Origin of the sequence: Thalassospira sp. CH_XMU1458, assembly GCF_037027205.1 — a bacterium.
GTDB lineage: Bacteria > Pseudomonadota > Alphaproteobacteria > Rhodospirillales > Thalassospiraceae > Thalassospira > Thalassospira tepidiphila.
In genome coordinates, this window is record NZ_JAYMDW010000003.1 from 368,758 (window position 1) to 386,619 (window position 17,862).

Below are 17,862 nucleotides of genomic sequence, written 5' to 3' on the forward strand. Positions count from 1 at the left end.
CATGCGCATCCCCTTGCCCGATCAGGTTCACAAGGGTGGGGACCTGATCGCAGGATCGCTTAGCGGCCGCCAATCACGCCGATATAGTCGGAAACCCAACGATAATAAGGCACGCACTCACCCTGGCTTTCGCATTTCGAAACCGGGGTCTGCCAGAAGCTGACACGGTCGAAATCATCAAAGCCGTTGGTGGCGCAACCTTCATCGCCCAACAGGGCATTGCCAGTGCAGGCTGCCGGAACAGCCGGGTTGGAACCAAACCATGCCGCAAGGTCGCCCTGAACTTTCGGAGACAGGGAATGTTCCATCCAGAGATAGGCACAGGTCGGGTTTTCAGCTTCGGCATGGAGCATGGTGGTATCAGCCCAGCCGGTAACCCCTTCTTCGGGGATCGTCGATGCAATCGGAAGGCCTTCCGATTTCAGAAGGTTGACCTGGAACGGCCAGGAACCGGATGCGACAACGCCTTCGTTCTTGAAATCATCCATCTGGATGAAGGCATCATGCCAGTACCGTGACACCAGTTCACGCTGCCCGCGCAGCAGATCAAGTGCTGCGGCATATTGATCGGCATTCAGCTCATAGGGGCTTTTGATGCCAAGTTCGGGGTTGTGCGCCATCAGATATTGCGCGGCGTCGGCGATGTGGATCGGTCCGTCATAGGCCTGAACGCGACCCTTGTTCGATTTGCCATCAGCAAGGGTCATTTCCTCGAACACGACATTCCAGCTTTTCGGTGCTTCGGCGAAGGCGTCGGTATTGTACATCAGAACGTTCGGACCCCACTGATAGGGCGTCCCGTAATGCACGCCGTCAACCGTGTGCCATGGCGCGCTTTTCAGGCGGTCATCGACGGTGTTCCAGCTTGGGATCAGGTCGGTATTGATCGGCTGAACGCGTTTGCCGGCAATCATGCGCAGCGACGCATCGCCCGATGCGGTGACAAGATCAAAGCCGCCTTCGTTCATCAGCGCGACCATTTCATCGGATGTGTTGGCGGTTTTGACATTCACCGCGCATCCGGTTTCCTTTTCAAAGGCGGTTACCCAGTCAAAATTGGCATCCGTTTCGCCGCGCTCGATATAGCCTGGCCAGGCAACGATATTCACGGAACCTTCCGGTGTGCCAAGTTCGGTCATCATGTCAGCGGCAGCCGCCTGACTGGCGGCAAAGGCAAGCACGACCATCACGGACGTGCCTGATTTCAATAGTGATTTCATTGTGATGTCTCCCAGTTGCAGGACGTCAGTTCGCGTGACTTTTATTTCCCGACGGCAAGCCTACGCTGATCTGGAGCATTCACAATTTCATTTAACAGAAATACGTTATCGGATTTTCCGATATCTGTTGCGGCGCAGCGTAACGGTCTGTTACATGGCGATTTTCTTGTTTCACTGGTGATGATATGTGCGTGTTTAACGCAGGCGGGTGGCGCGATGGGCCTGTGCCAGACCGATAAAATCACGTGCCGCCTGGGACAACGGGGAGCCTTTTCGCCAGACAACGCCGACCTGAACCATTGGAAGCGTACCCGATACATCGCGGCTTTCAATCCGGTCGCCCTCAAGCGACCAGGGGCGATAGACCAGATCAGGCAAAAGCGACAATCCGGCCCCGGTGGCAACAAGGCTTCGCACCGCCTCAACCGACCTTGTCCGGAAGGCAACACGGGGACGAGTGCCAAGCGCACCCAGCAATTTGCCGGTTGCTTCCTCGATCTCGTCGATGGTCAGCATGATCAGCGGCTCGGATGTGACATCATCAAGCGTGATGCTTTGTGCGGTGGCCAGTTTGTGACCCAGCGGCAGCCAAAGCCGATAGGGCGAAACTTCAAGAATTTCAGATTGCAATGCCAGACGATCCCGCAGGTTGGAAATCACCATCACGGCAACATCGATCTCGCCGCCAATCAGAAGGTGTTCAAGATAATCGCCATTATCCTCGGTCGCACTTACCGTTATCTGCGGATAGGCACGGCGATAGCGTGCCAGAATGTCAGAAAGCACATAACCCGCGACCAGCGATGTAACGCCCAGATGCAATTCGCCCTTTTGGGTTTGAGCGGTTTCCTCAAAGGCCTGTTTGGCGTCTGAAACATTGGCAAGGATGGTCGTGGCATGGCGCAGGAACTGATGGCCGTTATGGGTGATGTTAAGCCCGCGCGAATGACGATCAAACAGCGCGACCCCCAGATCGGCTTCAAGTTCCTTGATCGCCTCTGTCACGGCCGATTGCGAAATCGACAGAATATGCGCCGCCCCCGATACAGTTCCCTGTTCGGCCACGGCGACGAAATACTGAAGCTGTCGAATGGTAAAAGCCATGATGCCATCACGATAGGTGATAGCAAAACGCTTGTCGCGGTTTTTTCGATAACAGGTTTGGCAATAACCTGTTTGCTTAGACCAGTTCGGGTTCAGGTTTAACCAATGTTGCTGTGCCCGGATCCAGGCAAACCGACATGCCGCCATTTGGCAGATGCGTAAGCGTGCAGGTCCAGTCAAGACGTTCACAAATACGCCGGACGAGTTGCAGGCCAATGCCTTCGCCCTGTGGCATTGTGCATTGACCATTGCAGGTCAGGATGGCGTTCTCGACACAGATCTGTGTGCCGGAAAGCGTGACTTTGACCTCGCCTTTTGGCGTGTGCTGGAACGCATTTCGGATCAGGTTGGACACCACAATCATCAGTGCCGCGCGCGAGGTCGCGATCTCGGTTTCGCGGCTATCGGGTTCAAACGCACAACTGACGTGCTTGCCTTCCATCAGATAGGAAAGATCACTGATTTCCTGTTCGATGAAGCTGCTGATGTTAATCGTTTCGGTTTGGCCAAGCGGTGCATTGTCACGGCCCAGCCACAACAGCGTTTCAAGCAATTGCTGCATATTGCGGTTGGCCCGTTTTATCCGGGCCATGACGCGTGCCTGCGTTGCGTTGAGCGGGCTTTTTTCCAGAAGTTCTACATTGCCCGAAACGATGGTAACGGGCGTGCGCAGCTCGTGGCTGGCCTGACGGAGGAATTCACGTTCACGGGCAACGAATTTGTCGATCTGATCAACCGATCGATGCAGTTCGTGGGCAACGTCGTTAAGCTCTTCAAACCCGAAATCCGGGATCGGTTCGCGCAGGTTATCTGCCGTCAGATTGTTGGCCCAGTTCTGAAGGTTCTCGGACGGCTTGGTCAGACGTTTGCCAATCACCCACAGGAACCATGCAAAGATGCCGACAACCGCCATGGCAAACGGGATCGACAGCAGGGCCAGCTTGTGCAGGCGCACGAAATAGATGCTGTCTTCATCCCCGGCGTGATAGGTCTGCAGGATCAGGATGTCATCCCCATTGCGCAGCTGATAGGGGAAGACCAGAAAGACCGGGTTTTCCGGGTTTTCTTCGGCGGCGTATTTGTCGGTGTTGATATAGAAAAGCTCGCCAATCTCGAGATCGTCTGGCGTTGCATGCGCGCGCAATTCTGCTGGCAACTGATCAAACCCGGTGAAGGTTTCAATATTGAAACCCTTGGGCAAGGCGGCTTTGGGGTTTTCGGCCAGTTCAGTGTCATATTGTTCGGCAATGACCTGAAGCTGGAAGGACGCCACCATCCACTTGCCATACAGCATGTAGAAATTGACGACCACCGTATAAAGCACGAGCGTAATCACCAGACCCAGCAGCACGTAATTGCGCACAAAGCGGGAAAAGGATCGGGTCTTGGGTGCGCAACATGTGCTCATAGCGGCTACTCGCGAAGGGCCACGCCCTGGCCCGGAATGGTGTGAATCAGATTTTGCTCAAACGGTTTGTCGATCCGATGACGCAGTTTGTAAAGATGTGTCTTCAGCGCATTGGTATCAGGTGGATCGCCTTGCCAGAGTGCCATCGACAAACGAGAACGGGTTACAACCTGCGGACTGTTTTGCGCGAGAACTTCCAAAATGGTCCAACCCGTTGGCGATACACTGATATTCTGGCCAGCCCGCACCACGGAACGGTTTTCAAAATCAATAAGCAGGTCACCAAGCGAGAAACGCCTGACCTCGCCACTGCGCCGACGCGACAAAACACGCGTGCGCAAAAGAAGCTCTTCCAGCTCAAACGGTTTGACCAGATAATCGTCCGCACCGGCGTGGAAACCTTCGATCTTGTCATCAAGTGTATCGCGCGCGGTCAACATAAGAACCGGGGTGTCCACCCCTTCGTCGCGCAGCGCCTTGCAGATGCTGATGCCATCACGGAATGGCAACATCAGATCAAGCAGGATGACATCATACTCGCCGGTCAGCGCCATCTGATAGGCGGTTTCACCATCATAGGCATGGTCGCATTCAACGCCTTCAATCGTCAGATAGTCGCTGACGGTGGCGGCGATATCCATGTTGTCCTCGACCAAAAGGACCATGATGTGGGCGGTTGCTTTCATTCACGTCATCTCGTTTTTCAAGACATGCAAGCATGCCGCAATTCAGCCGACGGGTCAGCAGGAAACACCCCGCTGCCCGGTTTGGCACATTAGGCCGATTAGTCTCTCACTTGCTTCAGATCATCTTGGGTGTCGATATCAAGTGCGGCATTTGCAAGTGATAGGGCTATTACGTTATCGGCATATCCATTGATGATTTTGCGCGCGCCAATCGGCCCGGCCAGGCTTTGCAAATCATCAAAGACCGATTTTGGAAAAATGGCAGGCACACCCATTCCATCTTGGTGTCGGGTTGCGACAATCTGTTTGCCGTCAAAGGCCGTGATCAATCGGGTGTAATCATCGCCGGTCAGATTGACCTGATCACACAGGGCAATCAGAACACCATCATACCCGCCGTTGGTCGCGATTTTTGTCATGCCGCACGCAATGGAGCTTCCCATTCCCGTGGACCACTTGTCATTGGTGATAATGGTCACGCCGTTATTCAGACGCGGCGCGACTTCATCGCCATAGGCACCAAGAACCACGAAGGTATCTGGTTTTGGTATCCCTGACAGGGCATCAAGCGCATGTTCGATCATGGGTTTGCCATTGATATCGGCAAGCTGCTTGCGCCCGCCAAAGCGCGCACTTTCCCCGGCCGCCAGAAGAAGCGTGGCCAGTTTCGGTTTCGGGATGTCTGTGCGTGGCGTCATCATCAAGGTCGCATTATTCGGCGGCTTGTGCCAGGGCCGGTGCCGCTGATTGCTTGAACAGGGCGGCATGAATGCCTGACAACATCGAAAGAGCAATGCTTTCGGGAAGTTGCCCGCCGATGTCGAGACCCGCCGGACTTGAAATATCAAATGCCAGATCGTTCCGGGAAATGCCAGCTTCGTTCAGAACATCGCGAAACCGATGGCGTGGACCAAGGGCGGACAGATGTTTGATCGGTGCATCACAAAGCACTGCAAGGGCCGTGGCATCGATGCTGACACTATGGGCCATCAGAATAACTGCATCGACTTTGTGATCGGTCACATAGGTCGCCAAATTATGATCAATCTCGCGCAGGATGGTGCCTGCTGTGGGGAAATGCTCGGCCCGGGCATTTGCCGGGCGCGGATCGACCAGCGTTGTTTGCCAGCCCATCTGATGGGCAATGCCAATCACCGGGCGGGCATCAAGGCCACCGCCCACCACAAGAATATGGGGTTCAGGCTGGATCGGTGTCACCAGCCAATTGCCGTCTTCACGGTTTTCGATATGGGCCGGGCGTTGCCCATAAAGCAAACCAGCCTCGAAATAGCCTTCGACCGCATCGATTTTCTGGAAATAGACGCCGCTTTGACGTTTTTGCAGGGCTTCATACAAATCGCCAAGGCCCAGATCATTCGCGGCAGAAAGTGGCTGGAGCATGATATAGACCGTGCCGCCACATCCCACGCCAAGTTTGAATGACAGATCATCTTCGTCAGTGCCGTCATAGGTCAACATGACAGGCTTGCCGGTCACCATGGCCCGGCGCGCATTGCGGATAATGTCGGCCTCAAGGCAGCCACCGCTGAGCAGTCCGAACTGTTGCCCGCGACCGTTGATCAGCATCATGGCACCGGCCTTGCGATAAGCCGACCCTTCGGTGCGATAAACCGTTCCCAGCACCCATTCAGTGCTGTCGCGGTTTTCCTGCCAGGTGCCAAGCATTGCAGAAAGTTGATTGGTCATATTCCTCGCCCTTTCAGCAAAAGGGTAACTGCCCGGGAAACCACGGGGTGGGGGATGGGGGAAAATGATTCCCCGAGCAGTTATCTCTTACACGAAGTCGAAACCGGCCTTGGTCATGGGAAGATCCAGGATCCGCTTGCCGGTTTGCGCAAAGATCGCATTGGCAACGGCCGGCCCTGTTGGGGGCAGACCCGGCTCGCCAACACCGGTCGGTGCACCGTTCGATGGAACGATGGCGACCTCGACTTCGGGCATTTCGGGATTACGAAGCAATTCGTAGTCCGGGAAGTTGTACTGATCGACTTCACCGTCGGTCAGGGTGATCTGATTGCGCAAGATCGCTGTCAGGCCGTAGCCTGCGCCGCCTTCCATCTGTGCGCGAATGACATCGGGGTTTACAGCTACACCGCATTCAACCGCCATGAACAGCTTGTTTACATGCACGCTGGTGTCATCGACCGAGACATCCGCCACAACCGCGACGCAGGTATTGAACGAGAAGTGGCAGGCAAAGCCGCGCTTATCGCCTTCTTTCCATCCGGAAATGTCACGCACGTGCTTGATGGCTTCAATCATACGGGCCTGGTTCGGCTGTGTTGCGTCCAGCATCGACAGGCGCAGTTCGATCGGGTCCTGACCGCTCTCGGCTGCGACCATATCCATCAGGGTTTCCATGGCATAGGCGGTGTGGGTATGCCCTACCGAACGCCACCAAAGAACCGGCACCGGGTTATGGAAATCCGTCAGGCCGATGGCCTGGTTCGGGATGGAATAAAGGCTTTCGGAAACGCCTTCGACAGAGGTCGCATCAACCCCGTCACGGACCATCATTCCTTCAAAGCTTGTGCCTTTCATGATCGACTTGATCGCAAGGCGATGGTCCCATCCGACGATCTTGCCATCCGCATCCAGGCCAATCTTTGCCCGGTGCGCCGACATGGCGCGGTAATAGCCGCCCTTCATGTCGTCTTCGCGGCTCCAGACCAGTTTGACCGGGACTTTCTTGCCCGAAACGGCAAAGGCCATGGCAGCCTCGGCATTGTAGTCGGCGGTCGGGTTGGCGCGACGGCCAAACGAACCACCGGCATATAGCGTCTTGATTTCGACCTGTTCGGGCTTAAGCCCAAGGATCGCCGCAACCGTCGGCCGCGTGATGGTCGGGAACTGACACCCGTCATGAACACGCACACCAAAATCGGTTGGTTCAATCGTGCAGTTCAGCGATTCCATTGACGCATGCGCCAGATACGGGAAGGTGAAGTCAGCCTCGATGGTTTTTGACGCACCGTCGATCAAGGGTGCGACATTCTCGGTTGTAATTTCGTGGCCGATTTCGAATTCCGGTTTTTCATCAAGCAGGGCCTGATGGGCCGCGATCAGGGCATCGGTGCTGCGGGTTTCAGCAACGCTGAAGTCCCATTCAACCGAAAGCGCATCACGGGCCTGGAATGCGGACCAGGTGTTTTTGCCAAAGGCAACCACACCGGCCTTGTTTGGCAGGACCTGCGCGGCGATGAAACCACCGATATCCTTTGCCGCGCTGTCATCGAAGGAAACAACAGTGCCACCGAATTTCGGGCTGTGCATGATCGCGGCATAAATCATGCCGGGCAGATTGACATCCATGGCAAAGATCGCGGTCCCGGTGGTCTTGCCGTGATTGTCCTTGCGGTGGAGTTTTTCGTTGCCGATCAGCTTGAACTGATCCGGGGTCTTGATTGTCGGCTTTTCAACGGCGTCAAGGGTTGCTGCGATCGCAACGAATTCGCCAAAGTGACCGGAATTGCCCCCTGATGAAATGACGCCGTTCTCAACAGAGATGGTTGATGCATCTACACCCCAGCTTTGGGCCGCGGCACGGACAAGCAAGTCACGCGCGGCAGCACCAGCTTCGCGGTACTGCATGAATGAATTGGCAATCGAGGTCGAACCACCTGTCCCCTGCGCGCCAAAGAACAGGTTCTTGTAACGGACATCATCGGCCGGTGCGAAATCGGTTTTGACGCTGTCCCAGTTGGCATCGATTTCTTCGGCGACCAGGGTGGTCAGGCCGGTGGTTGTGCCCTGACCCATTTCGAAATGTTTGATGATGACGGTGACAACACCGTCGGCATCAATTTTGACAAACGGGTTCAGGTCGGTATTTGCAGTGACCGAGCTTCCGACAGCCAGAACACCCTTGGCATTCACACCAACAAAAAGGGCTGTGGCGCCTGCGGCTGATCCCTTAAGAAAGCCGCGACGGGAAACGTTGATGTTCATGGCTTAGGCCTCCAGCTTTTCAGATGCCAGCTTGATGGCTTCGTTGATGCGGACATAGGTCACACAGCGGCAGGCATTGCCGTACATGTAATCCTTGATTTCCTCATCGGTCGGCTTGGGGTTTTCGGTCAAAAGGCCGATGGCCGACATGATCTGACCGGACTGACACCAGCCGCACTGCACGACATCTTTTTCTTGCCATGCGGCCTGAACCGCCTTGGCGACCTTGTCGGTTGCACCTTCGATCGTGGTGATTTCGCTATCGACCGCATCCTCGACAAAGGTCTGGCAGGAACGGGTCGGGTAACCGTCGACATGCACAGTGCAGGCACCGCAATAGGCAACGCCGCAACCAAATTTGGTGCCGGTAAGTTCCAATTCGTCGCGCAGAACCCAAAGCAGCGGGGTGCCCGGTTCGACATCAACGGTACGGGATTCTCCATTGATCTTAAGCTGATATTGCATGGCCGCCTCATCTCTCTTTCTTGGCTTGTTATGCCTGATCATCGCGTGGGGGCAGGTAACCAAGCGGTAAACGCCCGGAATGCGTGATCTGGTAGCGATGTGATGGCGATCTCCCGGCCGGTCGCAGGGCAATACAGGCAGTCTGCCAAGGGATTTAAGGCGGATGGACGGGACGTCGGAGACGAGAAAGAGATCAAAACAAAAAGCCCGCCAGTGCATGGGACACCGACAGGCTTTTAAGGCCGGTCCGTCAGGTGGGGCGCCTGATGACCGTTAATGAGAGAGGTCGTTATCTCGGCAGGTGGCCATGTTCGCAGACGAACGCGACGTCTTTGCGGGCAATGCCGATATCTTCAAGCACTTCGCGCGGGGCGTTGCGAAGCATTTCCGCATCACGGGCGACCTTGTAGGCTTGTGCCCATTTGCGCGGGAAAAGGACGAGCCAGCGCCAGATGGTTACGCCTGATACCGGCGCGACATTGGTGGTGGCGACGAGGGATCCATTTGTAAACTGTGCTGGCATGATGCTGGCTCGCTAGTTTGTTTGCTAATAAGGGGACAAAGTTTCCTTCGGACCCAAAAACAATTTACGTCTGGATTATGTGAAACGGCGCGCAAAGTTCGCAAATCCGTGCGAGATTTTCGCAAAGAATCTGTAAAAACGATTTTCTTTCGCTGTCTGCTTCGGTCATGTTTATCCGAAGGAAGTTACAGCGTCGTTTGGGATATTGGACCTTGGCGGAACTCGATAAATTTGACTATCGCCTGCTGGAATTATTGCAGGAAAACAGTCGCTTAACAGGTAATGAGCTGTCCGCGAAAGTTGGCCTTTCATCGGCGGCCTGTTTGCGCCGGGTGCAGCGCCTGCGTGAAACCGGGGTGATTGAGCGCGATGTCGCGATTGTGTCGCCCAAGGTGTTTGGCAAGAAGATGATGGTGATCGTGCTTCTGACCATGGAGCGCGACCGCCCGGATCGGTATATGCTGATGCGTGAGGAATTCGGCAGAATGCCTGAGGTTGTGCAGTGTCATCATGTGACAGGGGCGCATGATTTTGTGCTGCGTATTCAGGTCAGTGACATGGAAGAATACAGCGCCTTTGTCGAGCGGGTGTTTCATGAACCCTATATCAAACGCTATGAAAGCCTGGCGGTTTTGGGGTCGCTGAAATAGCGCAAAAAGGGGCTTTTTGGGTATTCACTTAAAATGAATAACCAAGCCCATTATTCAATATTGGTGAAAAGTCTGGCAGCAGACCCAAAACCCGATATTGGACGTCATTTTAATCCTCATACAATTAAAATGACGCCCAAATCGGAAATCCGGCATGCGCGTTTCGTCAAGCCGGGATGGTTTTTTCGGACGCGTCGAACAGGTGGACATCGTTTGACGCGAAATGCAGGCCGACCATGTCGCCTTCCTTGGCGTCGGAATGACCGACAATGCGCACGGTGAACAGGCCAACATCGGGTACATTGACATAGGCGAAGCTGTCGGAACCGAGATGTTCCATGACATCGATCTGGCCGCTCAGGATGGCCTTTGAGGCATCATTGGCGTCACAAAGCGCCATATGTTCGGGGCGAATGCCCATTTTGGTGGCACCTTCGGTGTTGCGGGCAATATCGGATGTGTTGCCATTGCCAAAGGTCAGTGACGTGCCCGTGCCGGTACAGTCGACCACATTCATTTTCGGCGAGCCGATAAACTGGGCGACAAACAGGTTGCCCGGATGACGATAGAGATCAAGCGGGGTGCCGATCTGTTCGATCTGGCCGGCCTGCAGAACGACGATCTTGTCGGCAAGCGTCATGGCCTCGACCTGGTCATGGGTGACATAGACCATGGTGGCCCCAAGTTTCTGGTGCAGGCGGGCGATTTCAAGGCGCATTTCCACGCGCAAAGCTGCATCAAGGTTTGACAGCGGTTCGTCAAACAGGAAGGCGCGCGGTTCGCGGACAATCGCCCGGCCAATCGCGACACGCTGGCGCTGACCGCCTGACAGTGCCTTGGGTTTGCGATCCAGATAGTCTTCGAGTTTGAGCGTTGCTGCGGCCTCATCGACCTTTTGGGTGATTTCGGCCTTGGGCATGCCGGCAACGGTCAGGGCAAAGCCCATATTTTCACGCACGGATTTGTGCGGATAGAGCGCATAGGACTGAAACACCATCGAGAGTTCACGTTCTGCCGGGGGCTTGCCGGTGACGTCATCGCCATCAATCAGGATCTGACCATCGGATGCTTCGACAAGGCCCGAAATCAGGCGCAGTAACGTCGATTTGCCACAGCCGGACGGGCCGACAAAAATCACCAGCTCGCCTTCATTGATCTGAAGATCAATGCCCTTGATGACATCAATCCCGCCAAATGATTTGCGGATGCCTTTAAGTTCGATCTGGCCCATTTTATGTGTTCTCCTGATCTGCGGTGCCGGTTTGGGAAAGGTGTGCGGTGATGGGCAACGTTTCGGGACGGGCCGCCCAGTAAAGCGACATCGATGCCGTCCACGAAAAATCCGTGCCACCGCCACCGCGGCCGGTCACCGGGCAGAAATATTCACGAAAATCGGATTGGTCGATAAGGGACTGCGTGTCACGCCGGATGCGATCGGCAAGGTCGGTTTCGCCATGTTCGATCAATCCGGTAGCGATCATCCAGTTGACCATGGCCCAGACCGGGCCGCGCCAATAACGGATGGAATCAAACAGTTCATGAGTGGGATCAAAGCTTGGAACGCCGTGTTTGACCTGTGATAGCCAGTGGGTCAGGGTTGCTGCCATCTTGGCCGCCCGGGTCGGTTCGACCGGACCGGCAAACAGCGCCAGCCAGCTTCCCGATGTCAGGCCGGTGGCGTGTTCATCACGACGCAAATCAAGCGTGACATAGCCACCAACCGGTTCAGACCACAGCAACTCAAACCCGGCATCAAGACGGGCGAGGCGGGCGGCGGCGCGGGCGGCAATGTCGTCCTGGCCCAGAAGCGTTGCCATATTGATCAGGTCGCGTTCGGCCCGGCGCAGGATGGCATTCATGCCCGGTTCAGCGACCCAGAACGGGCAATCGCGGGCAATGATTTCTGTATCCCAATTGCAATCGCGACCAAACCTGACCAGCGCCATGTAGTGATCGTAGTCGTCGTTTTTCGGACGTTCGTCTTCGTTGACGATATCGGTATCGCGGCGGTGATAGGTGCCAACCCCGGTGGTATCGATAAAGGATAATGGGCGATCCCAGTCGGGCAAATTATCGCGGCCACTTTCCCATGGATGCATGATGGCGACTACGCCACGGCCATCCGGGTCCCGGGCATCGAGAAACCATTGATGCCAGCGATCAAGTTTGGGCAGAAGCTTTGCCGCCCGGTCGCGATGGGCAGCAATGTCTTCGGCCAGAAGCCGTTCGATGACGGTTGCCGCCACAGGGGGCTGGGTGATGCCCGATGTTGGCGGGCTTTTGGCGATATCGGTCGTGCCCCACTGTTCCGGTCCGGGGAAGTAGCTTTTTTCCTCTTTCCAGAAAATGATGTGCGGCACCATGCCGTTGTCCCATTGCGCGGAAAGCAGGCTTTCGACTTCCTGCCAGGCGCGATCAGAATCAAACACCGAAAAGCCAAGGGCAACCAATGCACTATCCCAGTTCCACTGGAACGGATAGAGCTTGGCACTTGGCACGGTATAGCCGCCGCGATCATTGCCGATAAGGATGTCGGCCGCCCGTCTGTTGGTGCCGTGAAGCTGATCGAGTGAAAGGCGCATCTGGCTCATCTGGCTCATCCCTTGACACTCCCGGCGGTCAGGCCCTGAACAAGGAAGCGTTCAAACCACAGGAAAATGACCAGGATCGGAACCGTTGCGATCACCGCACCGGCCATCAGATGTTGACGCGGGACTTCGGATGAATTCAGCGACACGACCCCGCGCGACAAGGTGAAGATGTCTGGATCATCGAGGAACATGAAGGCAAACAGGAATTCGTTCCAGGCGATCATGAAGACATAAAGCGACACCGATGCAAGCGCCGGCAAGGCAAGTGGCAGGGTGATTTTCCAGATCACGCCAAAGCGCGACAAACCATCCATCAGACCGGCTTCTTCGAGTTCGGCCGGAAGGCCACGGAAATAGCCCTGCAGCATATAAAGGGCCACGGGCACGGTGGTGGCCGGATAGACGATCAAAAGGCCAACCACCGTATTGCGCAGGCCAAGCTGGCTAAACACGGCATAAAGCGGAATGACCAGAACGATCATCGGCACGAGATAGATCAGCAGGATCGAGCTTGAAAGGACAGTCTGACCGGGGAACTTCAAACGCGCCACAGCATAGGCGCCGGGGATCGAAAAGGCCAGCGTGATCAAAACGGTGCAGACCGACACGATGGTCGAAATCAGAAGGAAGCGGCCAAAATTGAACTTGGTGAACAGTTCGACATAGCTGTCAAACAGGCTGGCAGCACCCTGTGTCAGATCAATCGACAGATCCAGCGGGTTCAGGAACAGATCCTGCTGGTTCTTAAGACTGGTCATCACCATCACATAGAAGGGCAGTATGACTATCACGCTAAAGAACACAAAGCCAAAGCCCTTGAGCGTTCGGACAATCACCAGATCAATTTTGTAGCGTTTGAGCATGCCCGACTGAATGTCGATCAGGACTGCGCGGTTGGCAAAGGTCACGGCAAGCGCGATCAGCCCGACGCCGAAGGCCTGAATAAGCGAACTTTCAGAGAAGGCCAGACTGAACGGTGCGCCAAAGGAGACCAGCATCATCGAGACGATCACGCCGGCAAAGGCGACAAGATAAAGCCCCGGTGTGCGATCGGCGGGGGCGCGCAGCATGATGATGGCGGCATTGACCGCCCCGCCAAGCGCACCTGCCGAAATGATCGGCGTTGCCGGAAGGCCGGTGATCAGGGTCAGGGAAATGCCGGTGAGGGCAACCGCAATCGTGCCCCAAAGCAATCCGGTCAGCAGACCCAGAAGAAGACCCGTACCGATACGCATTACGAATCCTCCCGATGGACGAATTTGAAATAGAACACGGCAAAGACCAGAAGCAGGATGAAGATGGCCACCGCCACTGCCGCCCCGGCGCCAAGATTGGACAGGGCAAAGCCCTGTTCATAGACATCGACTGTGAGTGTGCGCGTGCCTGCCGCCCCGCCGGTCAGCAGGAAGATGTCGTCAAACTTGTTGAACGTCCAGATGAAGCGCAGCAGGAACAGCGTGGACAGAATGCCAAGAAGTTGCGGCAGGGAAATGTGCCAGAACTGTTGCAAGGGCGTGGCGCCATCGACCTCGGCGGCCTCGTACATGTCTGATGAAATCGACTGCATGCGGGCCAGAATGAACAGGAAGGACAGCGGGAAATAACGCCAGGCTTCAAAGGCAATCACCGTTGCCAGGGCCAGCGGGAAATCGATGGTCAGGCCAAAAACATCAATGGGAATGTCGCGCTGACCAAAGAAGTTTACGCCTTCGTCGGCAAGGTTCATGCGCTGCAAGATGGCGTTGAAGGTGCCGTTGAAGGGATCAAGCAGGATCACCCAGGTAAAGGCGACCGCGATCACGGGTGCCACATAGGGAAACAGGAAAAGCCCGCGAATGATCGACCGCCCGGCAAAGGGTTTGTTGAGCATTTGTGCGGCAAACAGGCCCAATACCAGTGCGCCCAACGTGCCAAAGACGGTGTAGGTAATCGTCACCCACAGCACCGACCAGAATTCGTGGGAATCAAATATCCGCGCGAAGTTATCAAGGGTGAATTCACTGTTGGTCAGGATGTTGTCGGACGTGCCGGTAACGGTGGGTTCGCTATCGCGCGGGGAAACCGGATTGGCGGCAAAGCTTTCATCCGAAACAGCCGTCATTTTAAGCCGGGTGCGTTCGCCAGCCGGAAGGCCATCAAGGGCACAGCGGACCTCGGCCCCCGTGACCGTACAGACATCCCCCGGGTCAGTGACCGTAATGCCCGCGGGCAAAGTATCGGTCAGGACGACGTCGGTAATATCGCCGTCGCGCGATGAATTGCGCAGGCGGTACTGGATTTCAAATTCCTGCCCGGCGATGTCAAAATCGCCCCGGACCCGTTCGGACACCACCGGGGTTGGCGGCCGCAAATCCGATAGTGTGACCGGCTTAACCGAAATCCAGAAATTGGCCAGCAACGGAAACAGGACAATGCCCATGACAATCAGAAATGTCGGGGCCAGCATCCAAAGGGCAAGCCGTGCTTCGCGCCGGGCCATTGGGCCCAGTTTGCCTTTGCGCGGCTGGCTGGTTGCCGGGGGGTGAGCGGTTGAGTTGGAAGGGGCCATCGTCTTGAAATCCGTTGTGAAAATCGGAAATCCGGGGCGCGGTGGTAATCTGCGCCCCGGATCAAGATCGCTTATTCGATGTTGCTGACTTCTTCGTTGATCAGATCAGCAGTTGCATCGGCATTACGTTCGCCATCGATGAATTCGCGCACACGGCGGTTGATGACCTGACTGTTGATGATGCGCGATGCCTTGGCCAGTTGACCTTCGGCAACACCCCAACGGTTTGCGGTTTCAAGACCGGAAACGATATCGGTGATGACGGCCGGGTCATAGAGCTCTGACAGCGGCTTTTTGCGATCCACACCAACCGGAAGCGTAGCCCATGCCTTAACAAATTCATCCGGATTTTCGGCGGTGCCATGACGGACCGGGAATTTGCCTTCGGGTGCGATGGAAAGGGTGCTGGTGTAACCTTCACCAAGCGAGAATTTGACAAATTCCTCTGCCGGGTCGGTATCGGCATCGTTGGTGATACCGAAATAACGGATGTCACCCCAGGCCGCGCCATTCGGATTGGACGGGCCCATCAGGCGGGTGACAACACCGGTTTTCGAGGCGAGTTCGCCCGAGGTCGGGTCGTTATTAATCGTGGGCGGGGCACTGTCGCGCAGGCCTGCCAGTTCATCAAGGATGAAGGGCGACCAGATGATCATCGCTGCTTTGCCCGCGAAGTAAACCTCGCGCGATTGTTTCCAGTACAGATCACCGGGGGGCGATGCATCGGCGAGTTTTTTATAAAACTCAAGCGCCTCGACGAGCTTCGCCTTGTCAAAGCCGACCGAGCCATCGGCGGCCACCGGGGTTGCGCCGTTTGCCAGGAAGACATGTTCGAGCACCTGGCTCATGAAGTTTTCGTCGATCTTGGTCGCGGCGACAAAGCCATACATTTCAGGCGGATTGTGCAGGGCCTCGATGGCCTTGACGATATTGGCGTAGGTGTTGGGGGCCTCAAGGCCCGCCTCGTCAAACAGGTCCTTGCGATAAAGCACCATCTGGGTCCAGCCATCAGAGGGGACCGCTGCAACTTCGCCGTCGAAATCAGCCATGCTAAGCGCTGCCGGGGCGAAGGTATCCTTGCCCAGCTGGTTGACGACTTCGTTGTTGGCTTCGGTATCGAGGATGCCGGCCTCGGACCAGGGCAGGACATATTGCAGCGTCAGATAAATGACGTCTGGCAAGTCACCGGCGGCATAGGCCGCGGTGGCACGCGTGCCAAGTTCGGTTTCAGTGACCGGAATGACTTCCACCGAGGTGCCGGTTTTGGCTTCGAACTCCTTGGCCATTTCTTCTTGTTTGGCCAGGCGTTCGGGTTGTTCTTCGGTGGTCCAGAACCGCAGTTGCGCACTTGCCATGCTGGTGGAAACCAGCAGACCAGCGGCAGCGAGTGTCAATGATCGAGTCAATGCACGCGTAAACCTTGTTTTCATGAGATGCCTCCCTTGGCATTGGCGGCCAGCTTCAATGCTGGCGGGTTGGCTGACCCACGGACGGTCAGCGATGCTTCCCACAGGATTTGGGAAAATTCGGATGCAGGCGAATTTGCCTTGTTTGCCTGCGCAACAATGATCCGGCCGACTTCACGGCCGATCTGATAGCTGGCCTGGCTCATGGTGGTCAGGCCGGGATGGATGGCTTCGCCCATCGGCAGGCCATCAAAACCAATCACGGACATTTCCGATCCGACGTCGATACCGGCATGGGCCAGCGCATGGATAGCGCCGATGGCAACCGCATCGGTGACGCACAAAATGGCGGTCGGATGATCGGGCAGTTTGAGAATTTCCAAAACGGCCTCGCGGGCCGCCAGTTCATTGGTGATGCCGTCATGCATATAGCCCGGAAGAATGTCGCAGCCCTTGGCCTTGGTCGCGGCAAGATAGCCCGCACGGCGTTGCCAGGCGTAATTAAGCTCGGGGTCGCCACCGAGATAGGCGATCTTGCGATGGCCAAGGCCGACAAGGTAGTTCACCGCATCGACAAAGGCCTTTTCGTTGTCGATATCAAGCCATGCATAGTCGTCACAGTTTTCGGTGCGCCCTTGGGCCACAAACGGGATGTGGGATGTGCGCAGGAAATCAATGCGCGGATCATGGCGTTTGGTGCGGGCAACAACAAACCCGCCAACCTTGCCCGATTGGATCAAACGGTCCATGACTTCGACCTCGTCATGACCATCGGGGACGGCGGAAACCAGCAAGTCCCAATCAGACAGGGCAAGTTCGGTGGCAAGCCCATCGAGAATTTCGGCCAGAAACGGATCAATCTGATGGCCGTCGCGGGCAGGCAGGACAAAGCCGATGGTTTCGACCACGCCACGGGCAAGACGCCGTGCGGTGGTTGACGGGCGATAGCCCAGCTCATCGGCGGCCTTGCGGACACGGGCAACGGTCTTTTCAGCGATATCGGGATAGTTGTTCAACGCGCGCGAAACGGTTCCTTCGGACAAACCAAGATGTTTGGCCAGCCGGGCAATCGACATGGTTTCGTTTTGCTTCCGAACGCGCGGCACGGAACCTCCCTGAGTGTCTTCGTTAGAGCCTGTTGCATCAAATTTGCCTCACTTTGCCGAGGACATCCTTCTGTCCGGCAAAGAAAGGTCCGCTGTGCGTAGCGGGGCTACGGTTCAAGGACCTTGACGCTGCGGGGCGGAAGAATGTCCCGGCCCACAGGGTTCGTTTTTGGCGGCGTTTCGCGG

Annotated in this window: 16 protein-coding genes; 1 reads left to right on the forward strand and 15 read right to left on the reverse strand. The window is 56.0% G+C overall.

All coding sequences use genetic code 11. The annotated features are described in order from the left end of the window. Positions 1-59: 59 nt before the first annotated feature. The 9 genes from WBY09_RS15740 to WBY09_RS15780 all read right to left on the reverse strand — a co-directional run bounded on the left by WBY09_RS15740 (position 60) and on the right by WBY09_RS15780 (position 9,375). Positions 60-1,220, reverse strand: coding sequence for an ABC transporter substrate-binding protein (locus tag WBY09_RS15740; RefSeq protein ID WP_197146716.1), 1,161 nt, complete (start codon positions 1,218-1,220; stop codon positions 60-62). 195 nt (positions 1,221-1,415) lie between these two features. Beyond that, entirely contained in the window at positions 1,416-2,324 is a 909-nt protein-coding gene (locus WBY09_RS15745; protein WP_197146717.1) for a LysR substrate-binding domain-containing protein, read from the reverse strand. 76 nt (positions 2,325-2,400) lie between these two features. Continuing rightward, entirely contained in the window at positions 2,401-3,732 is a 1,332-nt protein-coding gene (locus WBY09_RS15750; RefSeq protein ID WP_336233225.1) for a sensor histidine kinase, read from the reverse strand. A 5-nt stretch (positions 3,733-3,737) separates the two neighbouring features. Continuing rightward, on the reverse strand, positions 3,738-4,418 hold the full coding sequence (locus WBY09_RS15755; RefSeq protein WP_008889999.1) for a response regulator transcription factor: 681 nt from the start codon (positions 4,416-4,418) through the stop codon (positions 3,738-3,740). A 98-nt stretch (positions 4,419-4,516) separates the two neighbouring features. Beyond that, positions 4,517-5,119, reverse strand: a complete 603-nt coding sequence (locus WBY09_RS15760) for a nucleotidyltransferase family protein (protein ID WP_336233227.1) — start codon at positions 5,117-5,119, stop codon at positions 4,517-4,519. A gap of 10 nt (positions 5,120-5,129) precedes the next feature. Beyond that, on the reverse strand, positions 5,130-6,125 hold the full coding sequence (locus WBY09_RS15765; RefSeq protein ID WP_336233228.1) for an XdhC family protein: 996 nt from the start codon (positions 6,123-6,125) through the stop codon (positions 5,130-5,132). Between the two features lie 87 nt (positions 6,126-6,212). Further along, positions 6,213-8,387, reverse strand: a complete 2,175-nt coding sequence (locus WBY09_RS15770; protein WP_336233230.1) for a xanthine dehydrogenase family protein molybdopterin-binding subunit — start codon at positions 8,385-8,387, stop codon at positions 6,213-6,215. A gap of 3 nt (positions 8,388-8,390) precedes the next feature. Next, positions 8,391-8,852, reverse strand: coding sequence for a (2Fe-2S)-binding protein (locus WBY09_RS15775; RefSeq protein WP_120225612.1), 462 nt, complete (start codon positions 8,850-8,852; stop codon positions 8,391-8,393). 289 nt (positions 8,853-9,141) lie between these two features. Further along, positions 9,142-9,375 (reverse strand): hypothetical protein, encoded by a 234-nt coding sequence (locus WBY09_RS15780; protein WP_064781061.1) that lies wholly within the window; start codon positions 9,373-9,375, stop codon positions 9,142-9,144. A gap of 212 nt (positions 9,376-9,587) precedes the next feature. On the opposite strand from WBY09_RS15780, the gene WBY09_RS15785 reads away from it, so the two are divergent. Next, positions 9,588-10,025: an Lrp/AsnC family transcriptional regulator gene (locus WBY09_RS15785; RefSeq protein WP_246879108.1), complete on the forward strand. Its 438-nt coding sequence runs from the start codon at positions 9,588-9,590 to the stop codon at positions 10,023-10,025. A gap of 166 nt (positions 10,026-10,191) precedes the next feature. Here WBY09_RS15785 and WBY09_RS15790 read toward each other — a convergent pair whose 3' ends face one another. The 6 genes from WBY09_RS15790 to WBY09_RS15815 all read right to left on the reverse strand — a co-directional run bounded on the left by WBY09_RS15790 (position 10,192) and on the right by WBY09_RS15815 (position 17,676). Beyond that, positions 10,192-11,256: an ABC transporter ATP-binding protein gene (locus WBY09_RS15790; RefSeq protein ID WP_336233231.1), complete on the reverse strand. Its 1,065-nt coding sequence runs from the start codon at positions 11,254-11,256 to the stop codon at positions 10,192-10,194. Between the two features lies 1 nt (position 11,257). Beyond that, the gene (locus WBY09_RS15795) at positions 11,258-12,616 is read right to left on the reverse strand and encodes an MGH1-like glycoside hydrolase domain-containing protein (protein ID WP_336233232.1); all 1,359 of its coding nucleotides are present in this window, start codon (positions 12,614-12,616) and stop codon (positions 11,258-11,260) included. A gap of 5 nt (positions 12,617-12,621) precedes the next feature. Next, positions 12,622-13,851, reverse strand: coding sequence for a carbohydrate ABC transporter permease (locus WBY09_RS15800; RefSeq protein ID WP_286792580.1), 1,230 nt, complete (start codon positions 13,849-13,851; stop codon positions 12,622-12,624). Further along, positions 13,851-15,164 carry a sugar ABC transporter permease gene (locus tag WBY09_RS15805; RefSeq protein ID WP_336233234.1) on the reverse strand — a complete coding sequence of 438 codons (1,314 nt, stop codon included), beginning with the start codon at positions 15,162-15,164 and terminating at the stop codon, positions 13,851-13,853. The genes WBY09_RS15800 and WBY09_RS15805 overlap by 1 nt, the downstream gene beginning before the upstream one ends. Positions 15,165-15,235: 71 nt before the next feature. Continuing rightward, a complete protein-coding gene (locus WBY09_RS15810; protein ID WP_336233235.1) occupies positions 15,236-16,594 on the reverse strand; it encodes an ABC transporter substrate-binding protein in 1,359 nt (452 codons plus the stop codon). Beyond that, positions 16,591-17,676 (reverse strand): substrate-binding domain-containing protein, encoded by a 1,086-nt coding sequence (locus WBY09_RS15815; protein ID WP_336233237.1) that lies wholly within the window; start codon positions 17,674-17,676, stop codon positions 16,591-16,593. The genes WBY09_RS15810 and WBY09_RS15815 overlap by 4 nt, the downstream gene beginning before the upstream one ends. Between the last annotated feature and the right edge of the window lie 186 nt (positions 17,677-17,862).